The sequence below is a fragment of the Desulfosporosinus sp. BICA1-9 genome (assembly GCF_000802135.1).
The window spans coordinates 19,304-38,434 of the sequence record NZ_JUEE01000016.1 but is presented as its reverse complement, the minus strand read 5'-3'; the positions used below and the strand labels follow the sequence as shown (position 1 = coordinate 38,434).

Below are 19,131 nucleotides of genomic sequence, written 5' to 3'. Positions count from 1 at the left end.
TTGCAGATTTACGTATTCTCTCGACGCAAATTGCTGATAAGGTTCCTATTGCTCATCATTACGGTAGGATTTCTGGGTATGACTCAACGTTCCTTGACGACCCCCTCACTGGTTCGGACGCCGGGAACCTATTACCTGGCAAATACTAAGGAAAAAGTGGTAGCCTTGACCTTTGATGATGGGCCTGATCCCATCGATACTCCCGCTGTTCTAGATATCCTCAAAGCAAAGAATGCACGGGCCACATTTTTTGTTTTAGGGAAAGCGGCACAGGCCAACCCGTTCTTGCTAAAGCGCTTGATTAATGAGGGCCATGAAATTGGAAACCACAGTTTTAACCATGATTATCAACAACGCAAGTTAGTTGCGGAATTAAGTCAAACAGACAAAATAATCTTCGAGGCTACTGGTACCCACACCTATTTCTATCGTCCCCCAGGAGGATTTGTCTCCAAAACCCAACTAGAAACGGTTAAAAAAAATGGCCATATGGTCGTCCTCTGGAGTGTGGATAGCAAAGATTGGCGTAACCCTGGCGTTAAACCCATCGTGGATAACGTCCTGCGCGACGTTTTTCCAGGTGCCATTATCCTGATGCATGACGGAGGGTATCAGAGAAGTCAAACGGTGAAAGCATTAGGTTCAATCATTGACAATCTTCAAGCACAGGGGTATCGCTTAGCTACTTTGAGTGAACTTAGAACCTTGGATTCAGAAATGAAGTAACTAGGTATTGAGTGAAATAAGGAACACCCACTTATAGAAGTGGGAGTCTTCTTTGAATTTGATCAAGCATTATTAATAAAGCCACGACCTAAAACTTCTCCTGCATTTTGGATAATGATAAAGGCCTGTGGGTCTATTTCGCGCACAGCTCGTTTTAGACGGCCTATTTCTGGCAGACTGACGACACAGATAATAATATCTTTTGGCTCGCAAGAGTAAGCTCCTCTGCCATGTAAAAACGTCGCACCCCGGCCTAGATCAAGCATAATTCGATCGACGAGTGCCTCAGAATGATCTGAAATGATCGTAATCGATTTGGTCGGAACTCCGCTCTGGATTACATCAAGTACACGGCCATAGACGAATAGCATAACCAAGGTATAAAGTGCCGCTTTTGGACCAAGTATTGCCCAAGAAATTAGGATAATAACTCCATTAATAGCAAGGGCAGATGTACCCATGGGCACACCATACTTCCGTTGAATAATTTTAGAGACGATGTCAGTTCCACCTAGGCTCCCACCGAAGTGAAATACGATAGCTGTGGAAACCCCTAAGATGACCCCTCCATAAAGAGACCCTAGAAAAACATCGTCGAAATCAAGAGGTTGAACACCGATGAACAGATCCAGAAAAAACGAGAAAATTACCAATCCCCAGATGGTTTTAAAGACGAATTGTTTATCGACTTCTCGCCAACCTAAGACAAGCAAAGGCACATTCAAGATAAAGGTCACGACTCCAATCGGAAGGTTCACGGTATAGTAAAGGAGCAGTGCAATTCCACCAACTCCACCTCCACTTAACCCGGAATAGACAATAAAACCCTGAATCCCGTAAGCAGCGAGGATGGCGCCGACAGCAATCCCGATAAATCCTCCAATATACTTTGTTCGCTTTGAGAGTTTCAAATCAATACCTCCTGCCTTACTCATGGTAAAGATTACATTTTATTTCATTATACAGACATATATCTTAAACGTAAAGTTAAGGGCGGCTAAAGAAAACTTGGCTTGCGCCCACACGAAGACACTGTCTTCGCACGTATTAGCCTTCTTGCAGTATGCTACGAAAGTTATACTTTCTGATAAGTACAGAGAAAGGGCCTAGACCATGCTGATATGCAGGTCTAGGCCCTTTCCTGAGGTCACTAAGAATTTCTTTTCTTCCATACTCGGTAAACGCCCCATCCCAAAGCAGCGATTATTAGGAATGGGGATGCATACCCTATTCCGACGACAAGATAATTTAGGGCATTCCAAGTGCTGCTCAAGGTTTTCAATACTGCGTCCCCAGCAGCTTTCCAGGTTTCACTCCAGGAGATTGGGTGCCAAGGGTTCTTAACATTGAGATTAGGGCTTTGGAGGGTAACGAGCTGAAAGTTTACTGTCGAGTAATCCACTTGATTATTCCAGAGTTTTAATTGCCCTTTAAGGTGTTCGATTTCTTGTCGGACGTTGCCTAGGGCATTCTCCACCTTAAGCACATCCTCGACTGTTTTGGCCTGGTTCAAAATTTCGAGATAACGTTTCTCTTCTGCCTCTCGAACTTGTAAGCGAGACTGAACGTCATAGTATTGGTTGGTAATGTCGTTAGTAAACAGTCGCTGATCGAGGACCTTGCCCCAAGCTGAGAGCGAATCTCGTAATACGTTGAGTTTATCGGCTGGAATCTTAACCGTAAGTTGGGCAGATGAATGATTATCTGACCCGCTTTGTTGAGATGAAACGACATATCCTTGAAGTTTCTCAACTTCCTGGCTAATCAGGGTGACCGAGTCATTCAGGATTTTTACTTCGAGGGTTAAGGATAAATCATGAATAATTTTTCGGGTGACCCCGGCATCGGCTGGAGGAACGATATCTTGATCTGGTGGAACAGGAAGAATTGCCAGCTGATCCTGTTTGAGGGATGCTGTATCAGCAGCTGTATTTAAAGAATACGCTTTCTGCTCTGCCCCGTCCCTAGCGGCCATGTCGCCATATAGAGCTTCGCCCTGGGTCGTGGGTTCTCCCTTTGCTCTTACAGCACCTGCCATTTCAGGGGCCGCAATGGAGGATTGTGTAGATTTCTCCGAGCTCATACGGGGAAAAATGTTCCAAGAGGAGTTCATAGCACCTTGCCCAATGATTACAAAGAGGGCTAACATAGCAACAGAAACACTGAGTTTCCAAGGAAAAACTCCCATCCAGGTACGCAATTTAACTCGCGTCCGTTGAACTAAGCCTTCATTGCTATTCATAGGCAACCTTTCCCCTTCTTCAGCCTTTGCCATTCTTTCAAGGGCCTTTTGTTTCACACTCTGTTTAATCTGCTCATTACTCTCAGGATCTAACTCCATCGTACGGAAAAAGGTCTTCATGCGTTCTAAATCACCATCTTCTTCCCAGAGGGCCATGGGTTCTGCTTTATTCAAATGCCATTTCATAGGACCCTCCCTCCTTTGTTTTGGTTCCCTTGATAAATTTTACGGAACCCTTTCTTCGCCCTATATAAAAGGCTATCCACAGCCTGTTGGGTCGTTCCCAAGATTTGGGCAACTTCCCCAGCACTAAAACCCTCTATTAATCGAAGTTGGATGACGTTGACCTGTTGAGGAGAGAGTTTTGCTAAGGTTTCTCCTACACTTAAAAGGGTCGCCCAAGTTTCACTTTGATCGCATTCCTGAGCTAGGGGCTTAGTTGTGTCCTCCAAAGTTATCATGGGTTTGCGTTTATGGGTCCGGTAATAATCCGCAATCTGATGAGTTGCAATTTTTAGAGCCCATGCTTTTAGAGCAGTCATTTGCTCTATATCAGCTAAACCCCGCCATATCTTTACGATAATATCAGCCGTGACATCTTCCACATCCGACTTGGGTACGCGGATCGACACAAATCGGTAGATCAAGGGAAATAGTAGTTCATAGGTCTCATCAAAGGACGAATTGGCCTCCACCTCGTCGTCAGCCTCCTGCCTTCTCTTTAATATGTTTCAACAAGCTTTGTCTATGTGGCTTGCTTAAGCTATCATATCATATATTTTGGAAGTGTATTACCCTTATAAGGACTTCTTAAATTCAACACTTACACTATCTATAGACGTACCTGGAGCGACTTATCTGACGATAATTAAAAAATATTTTGTTAATCTGCTTTAAACAAAACAAAAGGATGTCACTAGGCCATTTCAGGACACAGCTGACATCTTTCTATTTGCCTTAATTCGTTTAGCCAAAGTTGAACATAATTATAAAAGCGCTGAAAACAAACGGGCACTCGATTCTTTGTATCGTTCAATGACTGGGCGACCTCGAAACTCCTTAAGAATAACTTCGTTAGACTCTTTTAGGTCATCCAGAAAATTCTGGGTTAAGTGTTCAGTCACAGACTGATCATAGACAAAGGTACAGATCTCAAAATCTAAGTCAAAACTGCGAAGATCCATATTTGCAGACCCTACAGAAGCAAGCTGATGATCTATGAGCAGGATCTTGGCATGAAGGGTTCCTTTCATGTAACGGAATATTCTTACGCCCGCCTGAAGTAATCCTTCGAAATAAGAATTCATTGCCCAATAGGTCAGTTTGTGTTCGGGGATTCCCTGTACAACGAGTCGCACGTCTAAACCGCTGAGAGCTGCCGTTTTTAGGGCCATGATCAAACTCTCATCTGGGATAAAGTAGGGTGTTTCTATGTAAACGCTCTGCTTAGCCATAGTGATCGCACTAAAAAAACTCTGTAAAATTGTGGCCCAGTTGGAATCTGGGCCACTGGCGAGTATTTGAACGGGCAGATTCTGAGTAATGTTAGATGGTGGGTAATAACAGGCTCCAGTATATTCTTGACGAGTTACAAAATACCAATCGTTTAGGAACGTGGATTGGAGGGTATGCACAGCTTCTCCTTCAAGTTTTAGATGCGTGTCCCGCCAAAAACCTAATTTAGAGTCACGAGATAAGTACTCATCTCCAATATTGAGTCCTCCCATAAAACCTGTCCTACCATCCACCACGACAATTTTACGATGGTAACGCAGGTTTAATTTTGACGTTAGATATGGAAAGCGAATCGGGAAAAACCATTTTGCCTGAATCCCTGCTTCTCGCATACTTTTTATAAAACCGCCTGAAATTGAAAGACTTCCCATACCATCAAGCAGAACACGAACTTCTACTCCTTCAGCAACTTTACGAGTTAAGATTTTTAAGACATCTTCGCCAATTTCATCGTCTTTGAAAATATAATAACTAAGATGTATGTGATGGCTTGCTCCTTCTAAAGCGTTAAATAAGGCTTGAAATTTCTCTCCGCCATTTAAAAGAACTTCAATTTGATTATGAACTGTTAGAGGTCCAAAGCCCATGTTTAAAAGTAGACAAGCTAATTTCATTTCCGATTCTGTAACTAAGCGAGATGACAAATCCCTATAGTTATTCTCAGTCTGTTGCTGAAGTACTGATTTCTCCAATGGATTAGCAGGGATATGTTTATGGCGAAATAATCGTGCCTTTCGTCCAAATGCTATATAGAGGACGAACCCCAAGATGGGAAGAAGACCGAGTAAGAAGAGCCAAGTAATCGTATTTCCGTGGGCTCTATTTTCCAGGAGTATGACTTTGCCAAGAATAATCACCTGAAGAAGGTTTATAAACAACAGAAAATACCATATCATATTATGACCGACCCTCTCCATACCTATATTTTTTTCATAGAGTCTAGTTTTCTCCAAAAATAAGCATAGTAATCCATAGGTAGAGTTCAAGGTACAAAACAAAGTAGGGACCCTTGATTTAAATTGATCAAGGGTCCCTACTTTTATCCTAATGAACGTTTCATCTTCTATTGAATCAGTTCACTATATTCCATTGCGATAGAACTACAACTTACGAAAGGCTTCTCGTGCCTCTTTGATAGTTAGTGGATTAGCAGATGAGTTAAGTCCCTCTTTATGCTTCAAGATCTCCCAAAGGTGGGCGATTCGAGGCAGACGCAAGTAAGCCTCTCTAATCAGTGCGGGATCCGAGAAAACCTGCTCGGGTGTTCCTTTAATAACGATATGTCCCTCTTGCATGACATACACCTTATCACAGTAGATCGGTACAATATCAACTTCGTGAGTTGAAAGTATGATTGTCAAACCTTTATTGACCTGTAATCCTTTTAAAGTAAGCATCAGGTCAGCCGCAGTTCGAGGATCTAAACCTGCCGTTGGTTCATCTAGAACAATGATTTCAGAGCGCATCGCTAAAACTCCAGCAATTGCTACCCGTTTCTTCTGACCGTAGCTCAGTTGATGAATGCTGTGATTCCGTTGATCCCACATTTTCAATTGCTTTAAGGCCGATTCGACTCGTTCCTGAATTTCAAAGGAGGATAACCCTAGATTTTTCGGGCCGTAGGAAACGTCTTCATAGACACTTGCTGCGAAGAGCTGGTCATGAGGATCCTGAAAAACCATCCCCACATGTGTAAATACCTCAGTTTTAGACCACTGGGATATCTCCTTACCCATCAAAAGGATACGTCCAGAACGAGGTTTCAAAAGCCCGTTGAAGTGCTGAAACAAGGTTGTTTTTCCACAACCATTGGCTCCTAATAGGGCGACACATTCCCCCGCATTTACGGAAAAGTCTACGCCGTGCAAGATTTCCGCCCCATTAGGATAGGCAAAATTCAAATTTTGTGTCTCCAACAATACCACAACGTCACCCTCAAATTCCTTATGGTTTTATCATTTTAAATAGTCTATCTCCCTACGAACCAGCTGCCAAGAATAATCATTAATCCTAAGCCGGATACTAGAATGTCATTCCTTTTTAGAGCACGATCATTTAGAACGGATATTTCCCCATTATAGCCTCGGCATCTCATGGCTTGCCATAACCGGACGCTCTTGTCGAAAACACGAATAAATAATATCCCCCCGATGGCCCCAATGGATTGTATACTTCGCCACCATGTTCCATAACCCAATCTCATCTGCTGGGCTTTTTGCAGGCGTTCTAACTCATCTAATAAGGTGAATAATGAGGAATAGGCCAGGGTCATGATTTCAATCAAAAATTGGGGAACCTTAAACCAAGCAAGCGCTTGAATCCACTCTTGAACGGTGGTTGTCAAGGTTAAGACTGACATTATACTAATCCCACCGATAATTCGAGCTGCAAATAAGGCACCTCGTTCAATTCCTTCATAGTACCCAATCAAACGGAAAGAAAAGATATGCCATTCAAACAAGGGTGTGTGACCATTTATGAAAATCTGAGTGCCTCCCACAAAGGTCGCAAGCAGAAAGATTGGAAGCAAGCGCCGCCACAACAAACGCCAGCTTACTCCGACAAAACGTAAGAGCAGCAGACTTATAACGCCAAAGCAAAACGGCAATAGCCAGGAACTTGTACTTGTAGCAGCAAGCAAACTAGCAACGGTAAGGAGTACTTTGACGCGGCCGTCAACGTGAGACAATTTTGTCGTTGGATTCTGATCTCGTATCCCTTGCGCCAGCATCAATTTTTCCCCCTCGCACATAAAACTAAAAGTGCATCGTTCAACTAAAGTTGGATCATCACTGACATGGTTAGGGTTTGGACAATTTGTTTGGGCTTTTAGTCTGGCCGAAAAGATCCCGCCATACATACCCAATCCAAAAGCCGGCAACCGCACCTCCTATAGCAAACAGAAAAAGTAAGAGATCCCCCTTATCCGTATTAATCAAGGGCGGACGTTCCCCTGCCCCCACTTCTAAGGCATATTTCTCGGCTATGGCATTGACCTGAGCATCCGCACCTGGCATCTCTGGACCGTAGACCCCCAGATATATAATAACCCCAATCAATAAAATTACGAATCCCAATTTCCATACTGGTTGTTTCATCTTGTTTTTCCTCTCTCTGAGAGATTCAAATCAGAGTATTTTCCAAACTCACGTTTTTTACACCTTCAGAAGCAGGTAAAATGTGCAGCATTATTAATATGTCCGGACGATGGTCGGCAATATATTTTAAGACTAAACCTGTAAATATTCCCTCCAAGACAGCGATCGGCCATTGGGTGGGAATAAACACAATTAAAATTGCCTGGAAGACTTCCCGAAAAGGATGTGTTCCATGAATGGCCAAGGCTAATTGAGTCGATGTCCCCACATAAATTGCGAGATCTCCAATAAATCCAGCCATAAACCCTGCCCAAAAGAGATTAATCTTAAACCGTCGCAGTCCCCAAAAAAGTGTCCAACCTATAAAGCCCCCAAAAACTCCCATAGTCAGAGTGTTTGCCCCAAGTGTTGTCAAGCCGCCGTGGGAGAAGAAGAGGGCTTGAAATAAGAGGGCGACGAGACTCATTAACACCGTAATAGCCGGTCCCAGCAAAATAGCTCCCAAAGGAGTTCCTCCGGGATGGGAACAGGTTCCGGTCATAGGAACAGGAATTGGCAGGAGCGAAACCAGGAAGATCCCCGCAGTCATAACTCCCACTAATTGCTTCATCATCGGAATTTCTTGACTCTTATTAGCTAGGCTTTTTGCCCCAACTGCAACAAAAGTACCTGCACCAACCCAATACGCCAGTGCGTAGGGGCCGGGAAGCATTCCCTCAGCTATGTGCATTGTTGCCACCTCCTTTATCATTAACCAAGAATCCTTGCAGACCCTCAAGAAGCTGTTGCATAACGAAGATATCTTTGATCGCGACCCGAATAAAATTGCCCGGCAGACCTGCAAAGCTGGCACAGTCTCGCACAAGAATCCCTGAACGTCCTAAATGCTGAATTAATGGTTCTGGCGTCTGGTTCAATACCTCGATCAAAGCAAAATTGACAGATGTCGGCCAAAGTTTTAGGTCTAAAAATTCAGCTAAGGCAAATTCTCGGTAAAAATACAATCGACTCTCCCTCAATTTTTCTCGCACTTCATCCGGAAACCCTGAATCTTCGAGGGCTGTGATCCCGGCATGCTGGGCAAGAACATTCACAGACCAAGGATCGCGGTACTGCTCAAAATTAGCTATTAAGGACTGTGATGCAAAGACCGTGCCCAAACGTAAGCCTGGTATACTGTAAAACTTGGTTAAAGAGTAGAGAACCATGAGATGCTCGTTGGCAGCTAAATAGCTGCGAGCCGAATGACGATCCTCATCTGGCAAAAAATCAAGGAAAGACTCATCAAAGAGAATTCTACACCCGATTTCTTTAGTTAAGTTTAGAATTCGTTCAAAGGTGTCTTTTTCAAGGACACTACCCGTTGGATTATGGGGAGAGCAAAGAAAGAGTAAGTCACACCCTTTGAGGAGTTCACTCCAGATCGGGTCACTATCACCCTCAGATCTGGGGTTTTCGCTTTCTCCGTCCCTTCGATTGAACTTTGCCCAGCCCTCAGGGCCAAGTGGGATATAGTGTACTTCAGCCCCAACCGAACGCGCAGCTCGTTCGTATTCACTAAAGGTGGGAATAGGTATTGCTACTTTCTTCGGTTTCAACGCTTGCACAATGGTGAATATTAATTCACCGGCACCGTTACCAACCATGATCGTTTTCTTAGGTTGTTCCAGATGGTTGGAAAGTTTCTTTCTTAAGGCTAGACTCTCAGGATCCGGATAATAGACAATATCCCCCATGCCCTTTTGCAAGGCAGCCCACACCCCGGGTGGTGGTCCAAAAGGATTGATATTTGCGGAGAGGTCGATAAATGAATCCAAGCCATACAATTCTTGCGCTCTGCGGAGATTTCCACCGTGCATCGTATCACCCCGTATTTTCGATAAATTCTAATTTAGAACCCGAGTTTGGCGACATAAATTTCCAGGCCCTTGCAGCACAAGGGTTACAGCCCTCAACCACTATTGTGTAGTCCTAACTTTTCGAAAATATTAACCCGAAAATATACTTTATTATCAGCATTTGTGGTATAATATTTGTAGTACTAACTGAGTTGCTCTTGGAGGCCACAAATGTTTCTAAAGAAAGTTACCATTAATAAAGAAGGCAAAACCTACAATTATTATAAAATTGTCGCTTCTTATAGAGATAAAGACGGAAAACCTAAGCATCGCCTCATTCAAAACCTTGGTGTCTTGTCTGAAGAGGATGCCACAAGGATGAAAATGATTCTACAGGTTCAGCAGGATGCTGATCTTTCACTAGCTAAAAGTTCCGACATTGTAGTCACAAAGCATTGGGTGTTTCTGCCCATCCTTTTATTACATTCGTTGTGGGAGAACTTCAACTTACATCGATTTTTCACTAATGGATTGCTCACAGAAGCTATGGTTCTCAATCGCTGCATCGAACCTCGAAGCAAAATTCATGTCATGGAATGGGTTCAAGATACGGTTTTACCCGCAATACACCGCAGTTCAGCTGAAATATCTAATTATGCAGTTTATCGCGATTTAGATGACCTGAACAAACGGGAATCTGCCTTGCAGGCTCATATCTATCAGCAACTTCAGCAGTTTGATCCTTCGGTTGGTGAAGGCTTTTTCTATGACATTACTTCAACTTATTTGGAAGGTAGCAAATGTATTATTGCCAAACTAGGATATTCAAGAGATCACCGCTCCGATTTACAACAAATTGTGATCGCCTTAATGGTTACACCCTTAGGTTCTCCTTTCTATTGGAAAGTACTTGAAGGTAACACTCAGGATGTTACCACGCTGCCCGATGTGGTCGAAGACTTGAAAAAACGATTTGGCTTGACCAAATGTCATCTTGTCTTTGATCGTGGCATGGTGTCCGATGATCATTTAAACCTTCTTGAAGAGCAAGAACTCACCTATTTATCAGCGATGGACAAGGATGAGATGGCTTGCCACTCGTTATTTAACGAATTTATGCCCGAGCCCGCTTCAAAAGATGATTATGAGCAGATACTGGCACTTCATGAATTTCAGCCAACGGACGAAAACCAGTTTTTTTATACACGTGAGGGGCGAATAGATCAGCGCCGATTTATTTTCTCATTTGATGTTTCTCGATTTTATGAGGATATCGAATCACGAGAAACGAGAATAGCGCAGGCTATGGCTTGGATTGCTGACAAAAATGCCAGTCTGGCGATTGCCAAGAAGTCGCGTAATAAAGAAGCGATTGAGAGAGATATCAAGAAGATGCTTGCTAAACGAAAACTTAAATCATTACTTCTCGGGACGGTTACGCCTATTGAGGTGACAGTGAATAAAAGCAATAAGACGACAAGAATTGTTCAATCGTTCCAATTATCCGTTGAGATTGATAAGAACAAGGAAATACAGAAAAGACGATTGGACGGAATAACCTGTTTTATTACAAACGATATGACCATCCCACAAGAACAAGTGATTCAAAAGTATCGAGAGAAAAACAAGATTGAAGAAGCTTTTCGAGAGATGAAATCACAACTTGCATTACGTCCCATCTATTTGACACGGCCAGAGCGAGTGAAAGCCCATGTGACCATCTGCATCTTAGCTTACTTGCTGATAAACTCAATCGAGATGATGCTCAGGAAAGCGGAAATCACACAGTCGTCTGAAGAACTGCTGCGACAAGTGAGTAGCTGTCGATTAAATCAGGTTGGGTTAAAAAATTCTTCTCAACGTTCATTAACTATTACAGAGATGACTGACCAGCAGGAAAAATTGGTCAAATTATTTAGTTGTGAAAAAATGATGAAGCCGAAAGTGATTAACCAGTTCAATAATTTCTTACTGTAAAACATGTTGTAGTGACAAAACGCTTTCTTACGCATGGTCTAAAGCCTTGCTACGCCTGGGTCTGGAAAAAAATGTCGCCAAACTCGGGTTATAACAGAAAAAGAATAAGAACGATCAAAGCAAGAAGCCCTAATGTACCTAAAGTAACGACAATGCCAAGGGTCATTGGGGTAACTCGTTCTAAGAGTCCATTTGAGAAAAAGGCAATGAAGAAAAAGAAGGTAATTGCTAAAATGCCTGCTCCAAGGGCTGGGGACTGCAAAAAGGTTATGGCACGTGCAAAACCATAATCCCATACCTCAGGATTCTTGGGATCCAGGGACGGATTGGGACAAGGGAAAGAACCGGAGGGGCATGCACCGGGTGGAATTGAGGAGTATCCTAGTGAAAACGGCGAAGGAGAGGGGGAATTATTTGATGAGATTTGGGTTGACACTCGAGAACCCTCCCTTCGAATCTGGTATTCTAAAGACTAGACTTTGGTACAACCACTCCGTTGGTAGCTGCTCCGGCACGTTCGATAAAGAACTGTGCGATGGTGGCGCCAAGCGCTATAATTAGGTTACCAGGTACTCCCGGAACCTCAAGTAAGGGGACACTGAATGAAGTATCTGGACTACCGTCAAAAGGGGCAAAGGGTGCGGAGATAATCAGCGAAACACTCAAATTATCAGGGAATAGCGGCTCGTCGTCTCCAAGAGGGCCAAAACCTTGTCCGGGAACGGATTGTAAAGGTGAAGGCAGGGGTACTTGCCCCATGAGGGTGGCTTGCATAAGTTGGGTCAGTTGAGGCATGGTCAGAGTCACGGGGTAAACATCTGAGGGAGTACAAGAGAGGTTGGGGGGATGTGCTAAGGATCGTTTAAAGAGAAACGCCATTAGGACATCTAAACCAGCAACAATCATGGCCGCAAAATGAAGGTTTGTTTTAGCCAAAGGAAATATGAGTGCACTGACGGGACTAAAGAGTAAATTGCGTCGAATGGGAGTTGAGACTAAGATAGAAAAAGAGAAAGGAGTTGCCGGCAACGGGGGTGCACAGTCATGTCGGTTGATCACGGCGCTCCTCCTTTCAAATCCACAAAACTTACTTAAAAAACGATTAAAACCATGTGCAAATAGTGACCCAGGCGCCTAATAGGATGACAATCAAGAACGCGATTAGAGTTACGGGATGCGTGATATCGTTAATAATATGGGGCCTAAGATAGCCTTGCGGTGGCACTCTGTATCACACTTCCTTTACGATTTGAAGCCTGGAGGGAGTTTAATTCCTTGTAACATTTCAGGCGAGATTTGCATCTTTTCCAAGGGATTTCCACCACTGATTTTATCAAGGATCTGTTGTGCCATGCCTTTTAACTCTTCCGGAATGGGAAGGTCATTGGCCGATGGCATACCATGCATTGCAGTCGTTAAGGTCAGATTAACCATAGCCATAAGCTTTTCATAATTTTGCTGTTGAATAAAATAAGCTTTGATGAGAGGATATTTATTCATAAGACGGATCTTAAGATCAAGCAGCGCTAACGAATCTTTTTCTGGTACGACCTTGCTGATCATTTGTGTAGTTACAATTCCGCGTTCTTTTTCCTGGTACTGGCTAAAGGCCTCCCGGCTTTGAGTATCGGCCATAATCGACGCTTCTGCTGCTTTTAAAGCCTGAATCTCAGGGGTCTGTGACAGGGCCTCCCCTAATTCCCGAGCCTTGTTAATGTAATTCATAAAGGCTACCTCCTTTTTTCCTTATACAAAATATGCGTTGCAAGGCATACTGGTGTATAATGTCTAGCATTTGACAAGTGAGAATAAGTTGTATTTTGGCATTTTGGTATGTTAGAAGGAAAGTGACGAATGATGTAGAATATTTTATGGAAGGAGGTAGGATCATATGCGGACGTATCGATTGGAAATACGCTTAATTCAAGTGGCAGTTGCGCTAGCTCTAATTGTATTGACCACAGGATATTTTGGATTATGGGGTCCAAGTAGCAAAGTTCCTGTGGGAGAAACGGTACCTGGGGTTACGGTAACCAATACTGTACCAACGCTGAGCAATTCAAAGATAGTCGCTTTGGGAGATTCATTTACCTTAGGATATCCCTTAGATCCGGCGAATTCCTGGACTCAACGTACAGCGGAGGTCCTAGAGGTAACTGTGGTCAATAAGGGAAAAGTGAGACAAACAGCGAAAGACCTACTTGATCGGTTTGACACTGACGTTGTGGCAGAGAAGCCAGGTAGGGTTATTATCTTCGCAGGAATTGGAGATGCCCTTCAGGAAGTGCCTCTCAAAGACGTCCAAACTAATATAACTGGAATCGTGGAAAAGGCCAAATCAAATCATATCATCCCTGTCCTGGCCCTTCCGATCGGGTATCCCGGGGTTCAAAAAAGTATTCAAGAAACAAGAGAATGGGAAATGACTTACGCTCAGGAGCAAAAAATCCTGATGTTAGATTTTTCAACTGTGCTGTTTGACACGGAGGGAAAATACTTAGATGGCTTAACCATAGATGGGAAGTATCCTAATGCCAAGGGATACAAAGCAATGGGGGACTATGCTGCACGAATTCTAAAGTAAGAATAACCCTCCTTGCGTGAGAGAGCACTCGCAAATCGTACAAGTCGAGTACAAGTCCGAGAACCGTCCTCAAGCTTGCATAAACGCAAACAGCCTCTTCGAAGAACTAACACGTTCCAAACCCTCGCCGACCCACAAGCCCAGAGGAAGTTTCTTAGCTTAGAGAGCATGTGAGAGGAATTGCGTCAATGAGCGCAGAGGATATAGCGTTAAGAAACTCAACGGTTCACATGCAGAAAGCCCAGAGGTTTTGAGTTTTAGCCATATCCTCAAGCGAATAGCAATGGAACGAGTGCGAACGTGCTAAGACACTTCCTCCCACTTCCTCTCTAAGCCGGCAGCAATATACTAATCAACGCAAATAAAACAAATCCCACGGTTCCACCCAACAGTGCATAATGAGGGTGCCGTTCGCGGGAGAGGGGCAACAGTTCAGAAAAAACGAGAAACAGCATCGCACCTGCGGCAAAGGATAGAAAAAACGTGAGAGAGTTTTTCACACCTGCGAGGGCGAAGAGTCCGAGCAAGGCACCGAGCGGGGTGAAAAAGGCAATTCCAATGTTGAGGAGGAGAATTTTCCACCAACGAATGCGGGCCATGATTAACGGTGCGGTCGTGGCCATTCCCTCCGGGAGATTGTGCAACGTAATACCTATTGAGATAAGGAAGCCTAAGCCTGGTGCAGCTTCTTGGCTGACGGCAATAGCCATGCCTTCAGGGATATCGTGAAGCGCGATTCCCGTCGCGATCAGAAGACCGATCCTTTTTAAACGTTGACGTCGAGATAAAGGGAGCCTGTTATCTGAAGTATTGAGACGATTGTCAGCAAGGTACATGAAGAGGATACCTAGGGAAATTCCGAAACCGACTTGAAGTGGGGGTCCGATCTTCCAAGCATTCGGAAGCAAATCGACGAACACGACCGCCAGCATCACCCCTCCAGCCCCGGCTAAGAAGGAGGCTAGGATGCGCTCTTTTGGCTTGCCAAACACGAGAACAAGTAGACTTCCAAACGTAGTTGCCAGCCCAGCAATCATACTTATCCAGAGAATTTCAGACATCTCATGCATCGGGAGGAGCTCCTTTCTACAACATCACGATATCCATATTTATGGCTCACAGCCATGCATTATACAACGATCGGGTTGTCTTCGCTCAATATAATTTTATAAATAAATGAGGAGAAGCTGTTAAGGCATTTAGGCCCTAACGGCTTCTCTTTAGTTCACGGTAAGTAAGAACTTGTACTATATTTACAAACAAAGCATAAGTTAATTTAAGAAGTGATTTACTAAACTATCCTAAAAATCCGTCTGAGGAAGGGGCAGGAAAAATGAGACTAAAGGTCCGTGATCGTTTAATGATTGGGGTTGTTTTCCTCAGCATAATTCTTGTGACAGGCTGTGGAACGCTAGAGAAGTTAGTCCAAAAGGAGGGAAACTCAAGTTCTATTGCAGATTGGATCGGTGTGAGTGGGGATAAAAACGCAAGCCTTCCTGCAACAACAATCCCTAGTGAGGGAAAAACGGTAGCGCTTTATTTTGCGGATGTAACTGGGAAATTTCTGGTAAAAGAAGAACGAATGTTGCCTAAAACGGTAAGCTTAGCGAGAGAGACGGTTAATCAGTGGTTGAAAGGACCAACTGCAAAAGGGAAAATGCAGAATTCTGTTTCTACAGCCACAACTCTTTTGGATATAGCGATTAAGGACAGTGTCGTTATTGTCGATTTAAGTAAAGAGTTTCTTATCTCAAATTCTAAGGTTTCCCCAGAAGTGGCACTATACGGACTCGTCAACACCTTGACCCAGTTTTCGACGATCAGCCAAGTCCAGATTCGTATCGAGGGAAAGCCTATTACCAAGTATGGGATAATCGATGCGTCACAGCTAAAATACAAAGCGAGCCTAGTTAAAGGGGCTGTTTCTGAAAACACATCTGTCCCAAGTCTAGGGACTAACAACGCCTCTGGCTTAGGGGTAGTTGTACCAAGTAGTAGTAGCCTCAGTAACGGAGCACTTCCTAATTCTCCCAGCTCAATCAACCTCTTCAATTTCCCCCCTAGCTCCACCTAAGAGGGTGACGGTCCGTGAGGACGCAACAACGGTTCTTGGTTCCATTTAATGGACCCAGGGGCCGTTTTCCGTTCCCCCAACTCCCTTCGTGATATTTAGTGATGTACAAGCTGCTAATTTATGTTAAAATAAATTAAATGGCTAATGGGGGGACATGAAAGATGGCACCTACCGAAGAATTGACAAAACAGTTAGAGGAAACCTTAAGACAGGCCGATACTATTTTGTTCAAGCGCGGTCGATCGATTCTAATGGACATGGAGATTTCTGCACTTCAGTTCAATGCACTCTTAACCATTCGAGAATTTGGGTCCTTAACGATGGGAGATTTGTGTAAGAACTTATTTGTAGCTTGCAGCACAGCGACTGACTTAGCTGACAGGATGGAACGGTCTGAACTTGTTGAACGGGTGCGGGATGACAAAGATCGAAGAGTAGTCAAGCTGCACTTATTGGCGAGAGGAAATCAAGTTCTTGAAGCAGTGATTGCAGAGCGCCAGAACTTCCTCGGGGAAGTGCTTAGGGATTATACAGATGAGGAATACGAAGAATTGTTACATGGTTTGCATCTCCTGACCCAGCGGATGGAGTTGAAATAGTCGTAAAAATTGCCCTCGTTTAAGATAGCTTAAGCGAGGGTATTCTTCTTATTATAATAGATTCTTGAAATCTCCATAAAATCTTGAGAACTTCCTTAACTACATCAGAAATTTTACCGCTATACTTATGAGAAGGTACAAATTACAACAGTAAGGAGAGAAGGCGATGACTACCCGCTGAAGACGATAGGGGGTGCTCTCGCCGAACGCTTATGAAACTAGTTTTAGTGGATGATGAACCAGAAATATTAACCCTCGTTAAAGATTACCTTTCCCGGGAAGGATTTATGGTCTTAACGGCGGTCAACGGTCTTGATGGCATGCAGCTCATTGAACGGGAAAAACCAGATCTAGTGCTGTTGGATTGGATGCTTCCTGGAATGAGTGGACTGGAAATGTGCAAACGCTTGCGTGAGACAAGTACGATCCCAATCATAATGCTAACTGCAAAATCTGAAGAAATCGATCGCGTCTTGGGCTTAGAATTCGGTGCGGACGATTATATTGTCAAACCTTTTAGCCTGCGGGAATTGGCGGCACGGATCAAAACTGTACTACGGCGTTCCTCTGGAACTTCACAGGAAACAACCTCTTCCCTCTTAATTCGAGGCGAACTGAGTCTGGATGTCTCAAGTCATAAAGTACAGAAAAGGGGGCAGGAGATATTTTTAACCCCTACGGAATTCAATATTCTCCATTTGCTTGCTTCACGTCCTGGTACGGTTTATAGCCGTTTGCAACTCTTGCGTCAGGCGATGGGGGAGGAATATCTCTATTATGAGCGCTCGATTGATACTCATGTCTCAAATTTGCGCAAGAAAATAGAAGATAATCCAAGCGACCCCAAATATGTAGAAACAGTATTTGGGGTAGGGTATCGGTTTGGTGAAGACCTGTGACCCTGCGGCGTAAGTTTATTATCGCACTCATAAGTATGGTTTTCTTCATGGCGATTGTTTTTACTACAATTGCCTTAGTATCGACCCAAGCTTTACTCGGACATGCTGAAACTTATGTACAGCAAGCCTATGGCGAGAGTTGGAATCGGCTCTTAAGTGGTTATTATGAGGCGCATGGTAGCTGGGGTGGAGTTCAAGGCTACGTAAAGAAAATTATTGAGGAGCCTGAACGAAGATTTGGGGCCATGATAGGGCAAAATGAATCGGTGCGAATTTTGATTTTGCCGGATTCAAAGTTTAATTTTCGACCTCCCCGCGAAATCCCACGCTTTTGGGTGTTTGATTTAGACCGTAAAGTTGTCAGTGACTCACTAAATAAAGACGTTGGGAGACATCTTTCCCAATTTCCTTCAGACACAAAAATCACAAAACTATGGACTGAAATCAAAGTCAAAAATCAGACAGTGGGCTATTACTGGCAAGATAATCGCCTTATCAATGCCAGTAATACTAAACTTGCCAAGACCATTGGAACCTCGATCGTTCAAGCCATGCTCATCGGCTTGGTTATCACGTCTCTAGTGGCACTTCTTTTGGGGATGCTACTGACTCGTCATTTTACAAAGCCCTTAAACCATTTGATGGAAGCCGTCCGGAAGGTAGGGAAAGGAGATCTTTCCTCACGAGTTAACGTGGAGGGCAACGGAGATATAGCGATCTTGGCCCAAGACTTCAACCGGATGACGGAACAATTGACCCGCAATGAGGAAGTAAGGCGCAACATGGTGGCAGATATTGCTCATGAATTGCGAACTCCTCTGGCGGTCATTCTCGGGAAATTAGAATCGATTCAGGAAGGGGTTCTCCCCTCTACACCAGAAACTATTCTTCCCATTCAGGATGAGACTCTGCGACTCATTCGCTTGGTTCGGGATCTTCAGCAGTTAAGCCTAGCAGAAGCCGGTAAACTACCGATGGCTTTTAAAACAGTTAATCTCAGGCTATTATTGGAACGAATAACTGAACAGTTTGCCATTGAATTTGAAGAACGAAAGTTAACTGTTGAAATTATAGGGTATGCCCCAGAAATTATTGGCGACCCAGATCGTTTGACCCAAGTCTTGGTTAATTTAATTGGGAATGCTCTTTTGCATACGCCACCTGGCGGATCTCTCCGTTTATTACTCGACGAGGCTGAAAGGTCTGTCGATGACGGAACACTCATCACGGAGAGCAAGCATCGCTTGCGGGATGTTTTCCGACGCAAGGGAGAAAAAGCAGAAAGAGCGGAAATCACCAAACAAGCGGATGGTTTATGTTCCAGTGACTGGGTACAAGTCATTGTTGAAGATTCTGGAGAGGGTATTCCAGAACAAGAACTGGAGTATATCTTTAACCGTTTTTATCGTGTAGATAAAGCTCGAGAGCGGGAGAGCGGAGGAACAGGACTAGGACTTGCTATCGCTCGGGAGTTTATTCAGGCCCATGGTGGCTCCATTCAAGTCGAGAGCAAATCTGGCGTCGGAAGCCGTTTTAAGATTACATTGCCCGTAAAACCAAAAGCTATATAGAAGTAACG

The 19,131-nt window shown here is 43.9% G+C and carries 20 protein-coding genes; 7 read left to right on the top strand and 13 right to left on the bottom strand.

What is annotated here, in order from left to right; genetic code table 11:
* Positions 1-726, top strand: a complete 726-nt coding sequence (locus tag JL57_RS01935) for a polysaccharide deacetylase family protein (RefSeq protein WP_291299585.1) — start codon at positions 1-3, stop codon at positions 724-726.
* A 62-nt stretch (positions 727-788) separates the two neighbouring features.
* Here the strand turns inward: JL57_RS01935 and JL57_RS01930 are convergent, their stop codons facing one another.
* The 9 genes from JL57_RS01930 to JL57_RS01890 all read right to left on the bottom strand — a co-directional run bounded on the left by JL57_RS01930 (position 789) and on the right by JL57_RS01890 (position 9,440).
* Positions 789-1,637, bottom strand: coding sequence for a YitT family protein (locus JL57_RS01930; RefSeq protein ID WP_034140368.1), 849 nt, complete (start codon positions 1,635-1,637; stop codon positions 789-791).
* Positions 1,638-1,876: 239 nt separating this feature from the next.
* Entirely contained in the window at positions 1,877-3,154 is a 1,278-nt protein-coding gene (locus tag JL57_RS01925) for a DUF4349 domain-containing protein (protein ID WP_034140367.1), read from the bottom strand.
* Positions 3,151-3,663 (bottom strand): RNA polymerase sigma factor, encoded by a 513-nt coding sequence (locus JL57_RS01920; protein ID WP_034140366.1) that lies wholly within the window; start codon positions 3,661-3,663, stop codon positions 3,151-3,153. Before JL57_RS01920 ends, JL57_RS01925 begins: the two co-directional genes overlap by 4 nt.
* Positions 3,664-3,954: 291 nt before the next feature.
* Positions 3,955-5,379, bottom strand: coding sequence for a cardiolipin synthase (cls, locus tag JL57_RS01915; RefSeq protein WP_034140387.1), 1,425 nt, complete (start codon positions 5,377-5,379; stop codon positions 3,955-3,957).
* A gap of 204 nt (positions 5,380-5,583) precedes the next feature.
* Positions 5,584-6,384, bottom strand: coding sequence for an energy-coupling factor ABC transporter ATP-binding protein (locus JL57_RS01910; RefSeq protein WP_291299581.1), 801 nt, complete (start codon positions 6,382-6,384; stop codon positions 5,584-5,586).
* A 68-nt stretch (positions 6,385-6,452) separates the two neighbouring features.
* Positions 6,453-7,364, bottom strand: a complete 912-nt coding sequence (gene cbiQ / locus JL57_RS01905; RefSeq protein ID WP_291299580.1) for a cobalt ECF transporter T component CbiQ — start codon at positions 7,362-7,364, stop codon at positions 6,453-6,455.
* Positions 7,285-7,581 (bottom strand): hypothetical protein, encoded by a 297-nt coding sequence (locus tag JL57_RS01900; protein WP_291299579.1) that lies wholly within the window; start codon positions 7,579-7,581, stop codon positions 7,285-7,287. The genes cbiQ and JL57_RS01900 overlap by 80 nt, the downstream gene beginning before the upstream one ends.
* Before the next feature lie 25 nt (positions 7,582-7,606).
* Positions 7,607-8,311 (bottom strand): energy-coupling factor ABC transporter permease, encoded by a 705-nt coding sequence (locus tag JL57_RS01895; protein WP_034140363.1) that lies wholly within the window; start codon positions 8,309-8,311, stop codon positions 7,607-7,609.
* Positions 8,298-9,440, bottom strand: a complete 1,143-nt coding sequence (locus JL57_RS01890) for a histidinol-phosphate transaminase (RefSeq protein ID WP_034140362.1) — start codon at positions 9,438-9,440, stop codon at positions 8,298-8,300. The genes JL57_RS01895 and JL57_RS01890 overlap by 14 nt, the downstream gene beginning before the upstream one ends.
* 210 nt (positions 9,441-9,650) lie before the next feature.
* Here JL57_RS01890 and JL57_RS01885 point away from each other — a divergent pair, with 210 nt between their 5' ends.
* Positions 9,651-11,396 (top strand): IS1634 family transposase, encoded by a 1,746-nt coding sequence (locus JL57_RS01885; RefSeq protein ID WP_034140361.1) that lies wholly within the window; start codon positions 9,651-9,653, stop codon positions 11,394-11,396.
* 88 nt (positions 11,397-11,484) lie between these two features.
* On the opposite strand, the gene JL57_RS33265 is transcribed toward JL57_RS01885, so the two are convergent.
* The 3 genes from JL57_RS33265 to JL57_RS01870 all read right to left on the bottom strand — a co-directional run bounded on the left by JL57_RS33265 (position 11,485) and on the right by JL57_RS01870 (position 13,121).
* Positions 11,485-11,832: a hypothetical protein gene (locus tag JL57_RS33265; RefSeq protein WP_291299578.1), complete on the bottom strand. Its 348-nt coding sequence runs from the start codon at positions 11,830-11,832 to the stop codon at positions 11,485-11,487.
* A gap of 29 nt (positions 11,833-11,861) precedes the next feature.
* A complete protein-coding gene (locus tag JL57_RS01875; RefSeq protein ID WP_045691471.1) occupies positions 11,862-12,455 on the bottom strand; it encodes a hypothetical protein in 594 nt (197 codons plus the stop codon).
* A 183-nt stretch (positions 12,456-12,638) separates the two neighbouring features.
* Positions 12,639-13,121 (bottom strand): YlbF family regulator, encoded by a 483-nt coding sequence (locus JL57_RS01870; RefSeq protein ID WP_034140360.1) that lies wholly within the window; start codon positions 13,119-13,121, stop codon positions 12,639-12,641.
* A gap of 166 nt (positions 13,122-13,287) precedes the next feature.
* Between JL57_RS01870 and JL57_RS01865 the strand changes: the two genes are divergently transcribed.
* Positions 13,288-13,980, top strand: coding sequence for a GDSL-type esterase/lipase family protein (locus JL57_RS01865; RefSeq protein ID WP_034140359.1), 693 nt, complete (start codon positions 13,288-13,290; stop codon positions 13,978-13,980).
* Between the two features lie 329 nt (positions 13,981-14,309).
* Here JL57_RS01865 and JL57_RS01860 read toward each other — a convergent pair whose 3' ends face one another.
* Positions 14,310-15,050 (bottom strand): ZIP family metal transporter, encoded by a 741-nt coding sequence (locus tag JL57_RS01860; protein ID WP_034140358.1) that lies wholly within the window; start codon positions 15,048-15,050, stop codon positions 14,310-14,312.
* A 263-nt stretch (positions 15,051-15,313) separates the two neighbouring features.
* Between JL57_RS01860 and JL57_RS01855 the strand changes: the two genes are divergently transcribed.
* The 4 genes from JL57_RS01855 (at position 15,314) to JL57_RS01840 (ending at position 19,123) form a co-directional block, all read left to right on the top strand.
* The gene (locus JL57_RS01855) at positions 15,314-16,054 is read left to right on the top strand and encodes a GerMN domain-containing protein (RefSeq protein WP_291299577.1); all 741 of its coding nucleotides are present in this window, start codon (positions 15,314-15,316) and stop codon (positions 16,052-16,054) included.
* A gap of 161 nt (positions 16,055-16,215) precedes the next feature.
* Complete coding sequence (locus tag JL57_RS01850) at positions 16,216-16,653, top strand: MarR family winged helix-turn-helix transcriptional regulator (RefSeq protein WP_034140357.1); 438 nt, start codon at positions 16,216-16,218, stop codon at positions 16,651-16,653.
* Between the two features lie 212 nt (positions 16,654-16,865).
* Entirely contained in the window at positions 16,866-17,552 is a 687-nt protein-coding gene (locus JL57_RS01845; protein ID WP_034140356.1) for a response regulator transcription factor, read from the top strand.
* On the top strand, positions 17,549-19,123 hold the full coding sequence (locus JL57_RS01840) for an ATP-binding protein (protein WP_034140355.1): 1,575 nt from the start codon (positions 17,549-17,551) through the stop codon (positions 19,121-19,123). Before JL57_RS01845 ends, JL57_RS01840 begins: the two co-directional genes overlap by 4 nt.
* Positions 19,124-19,131 lie beyond the last annotated feature (8 nt).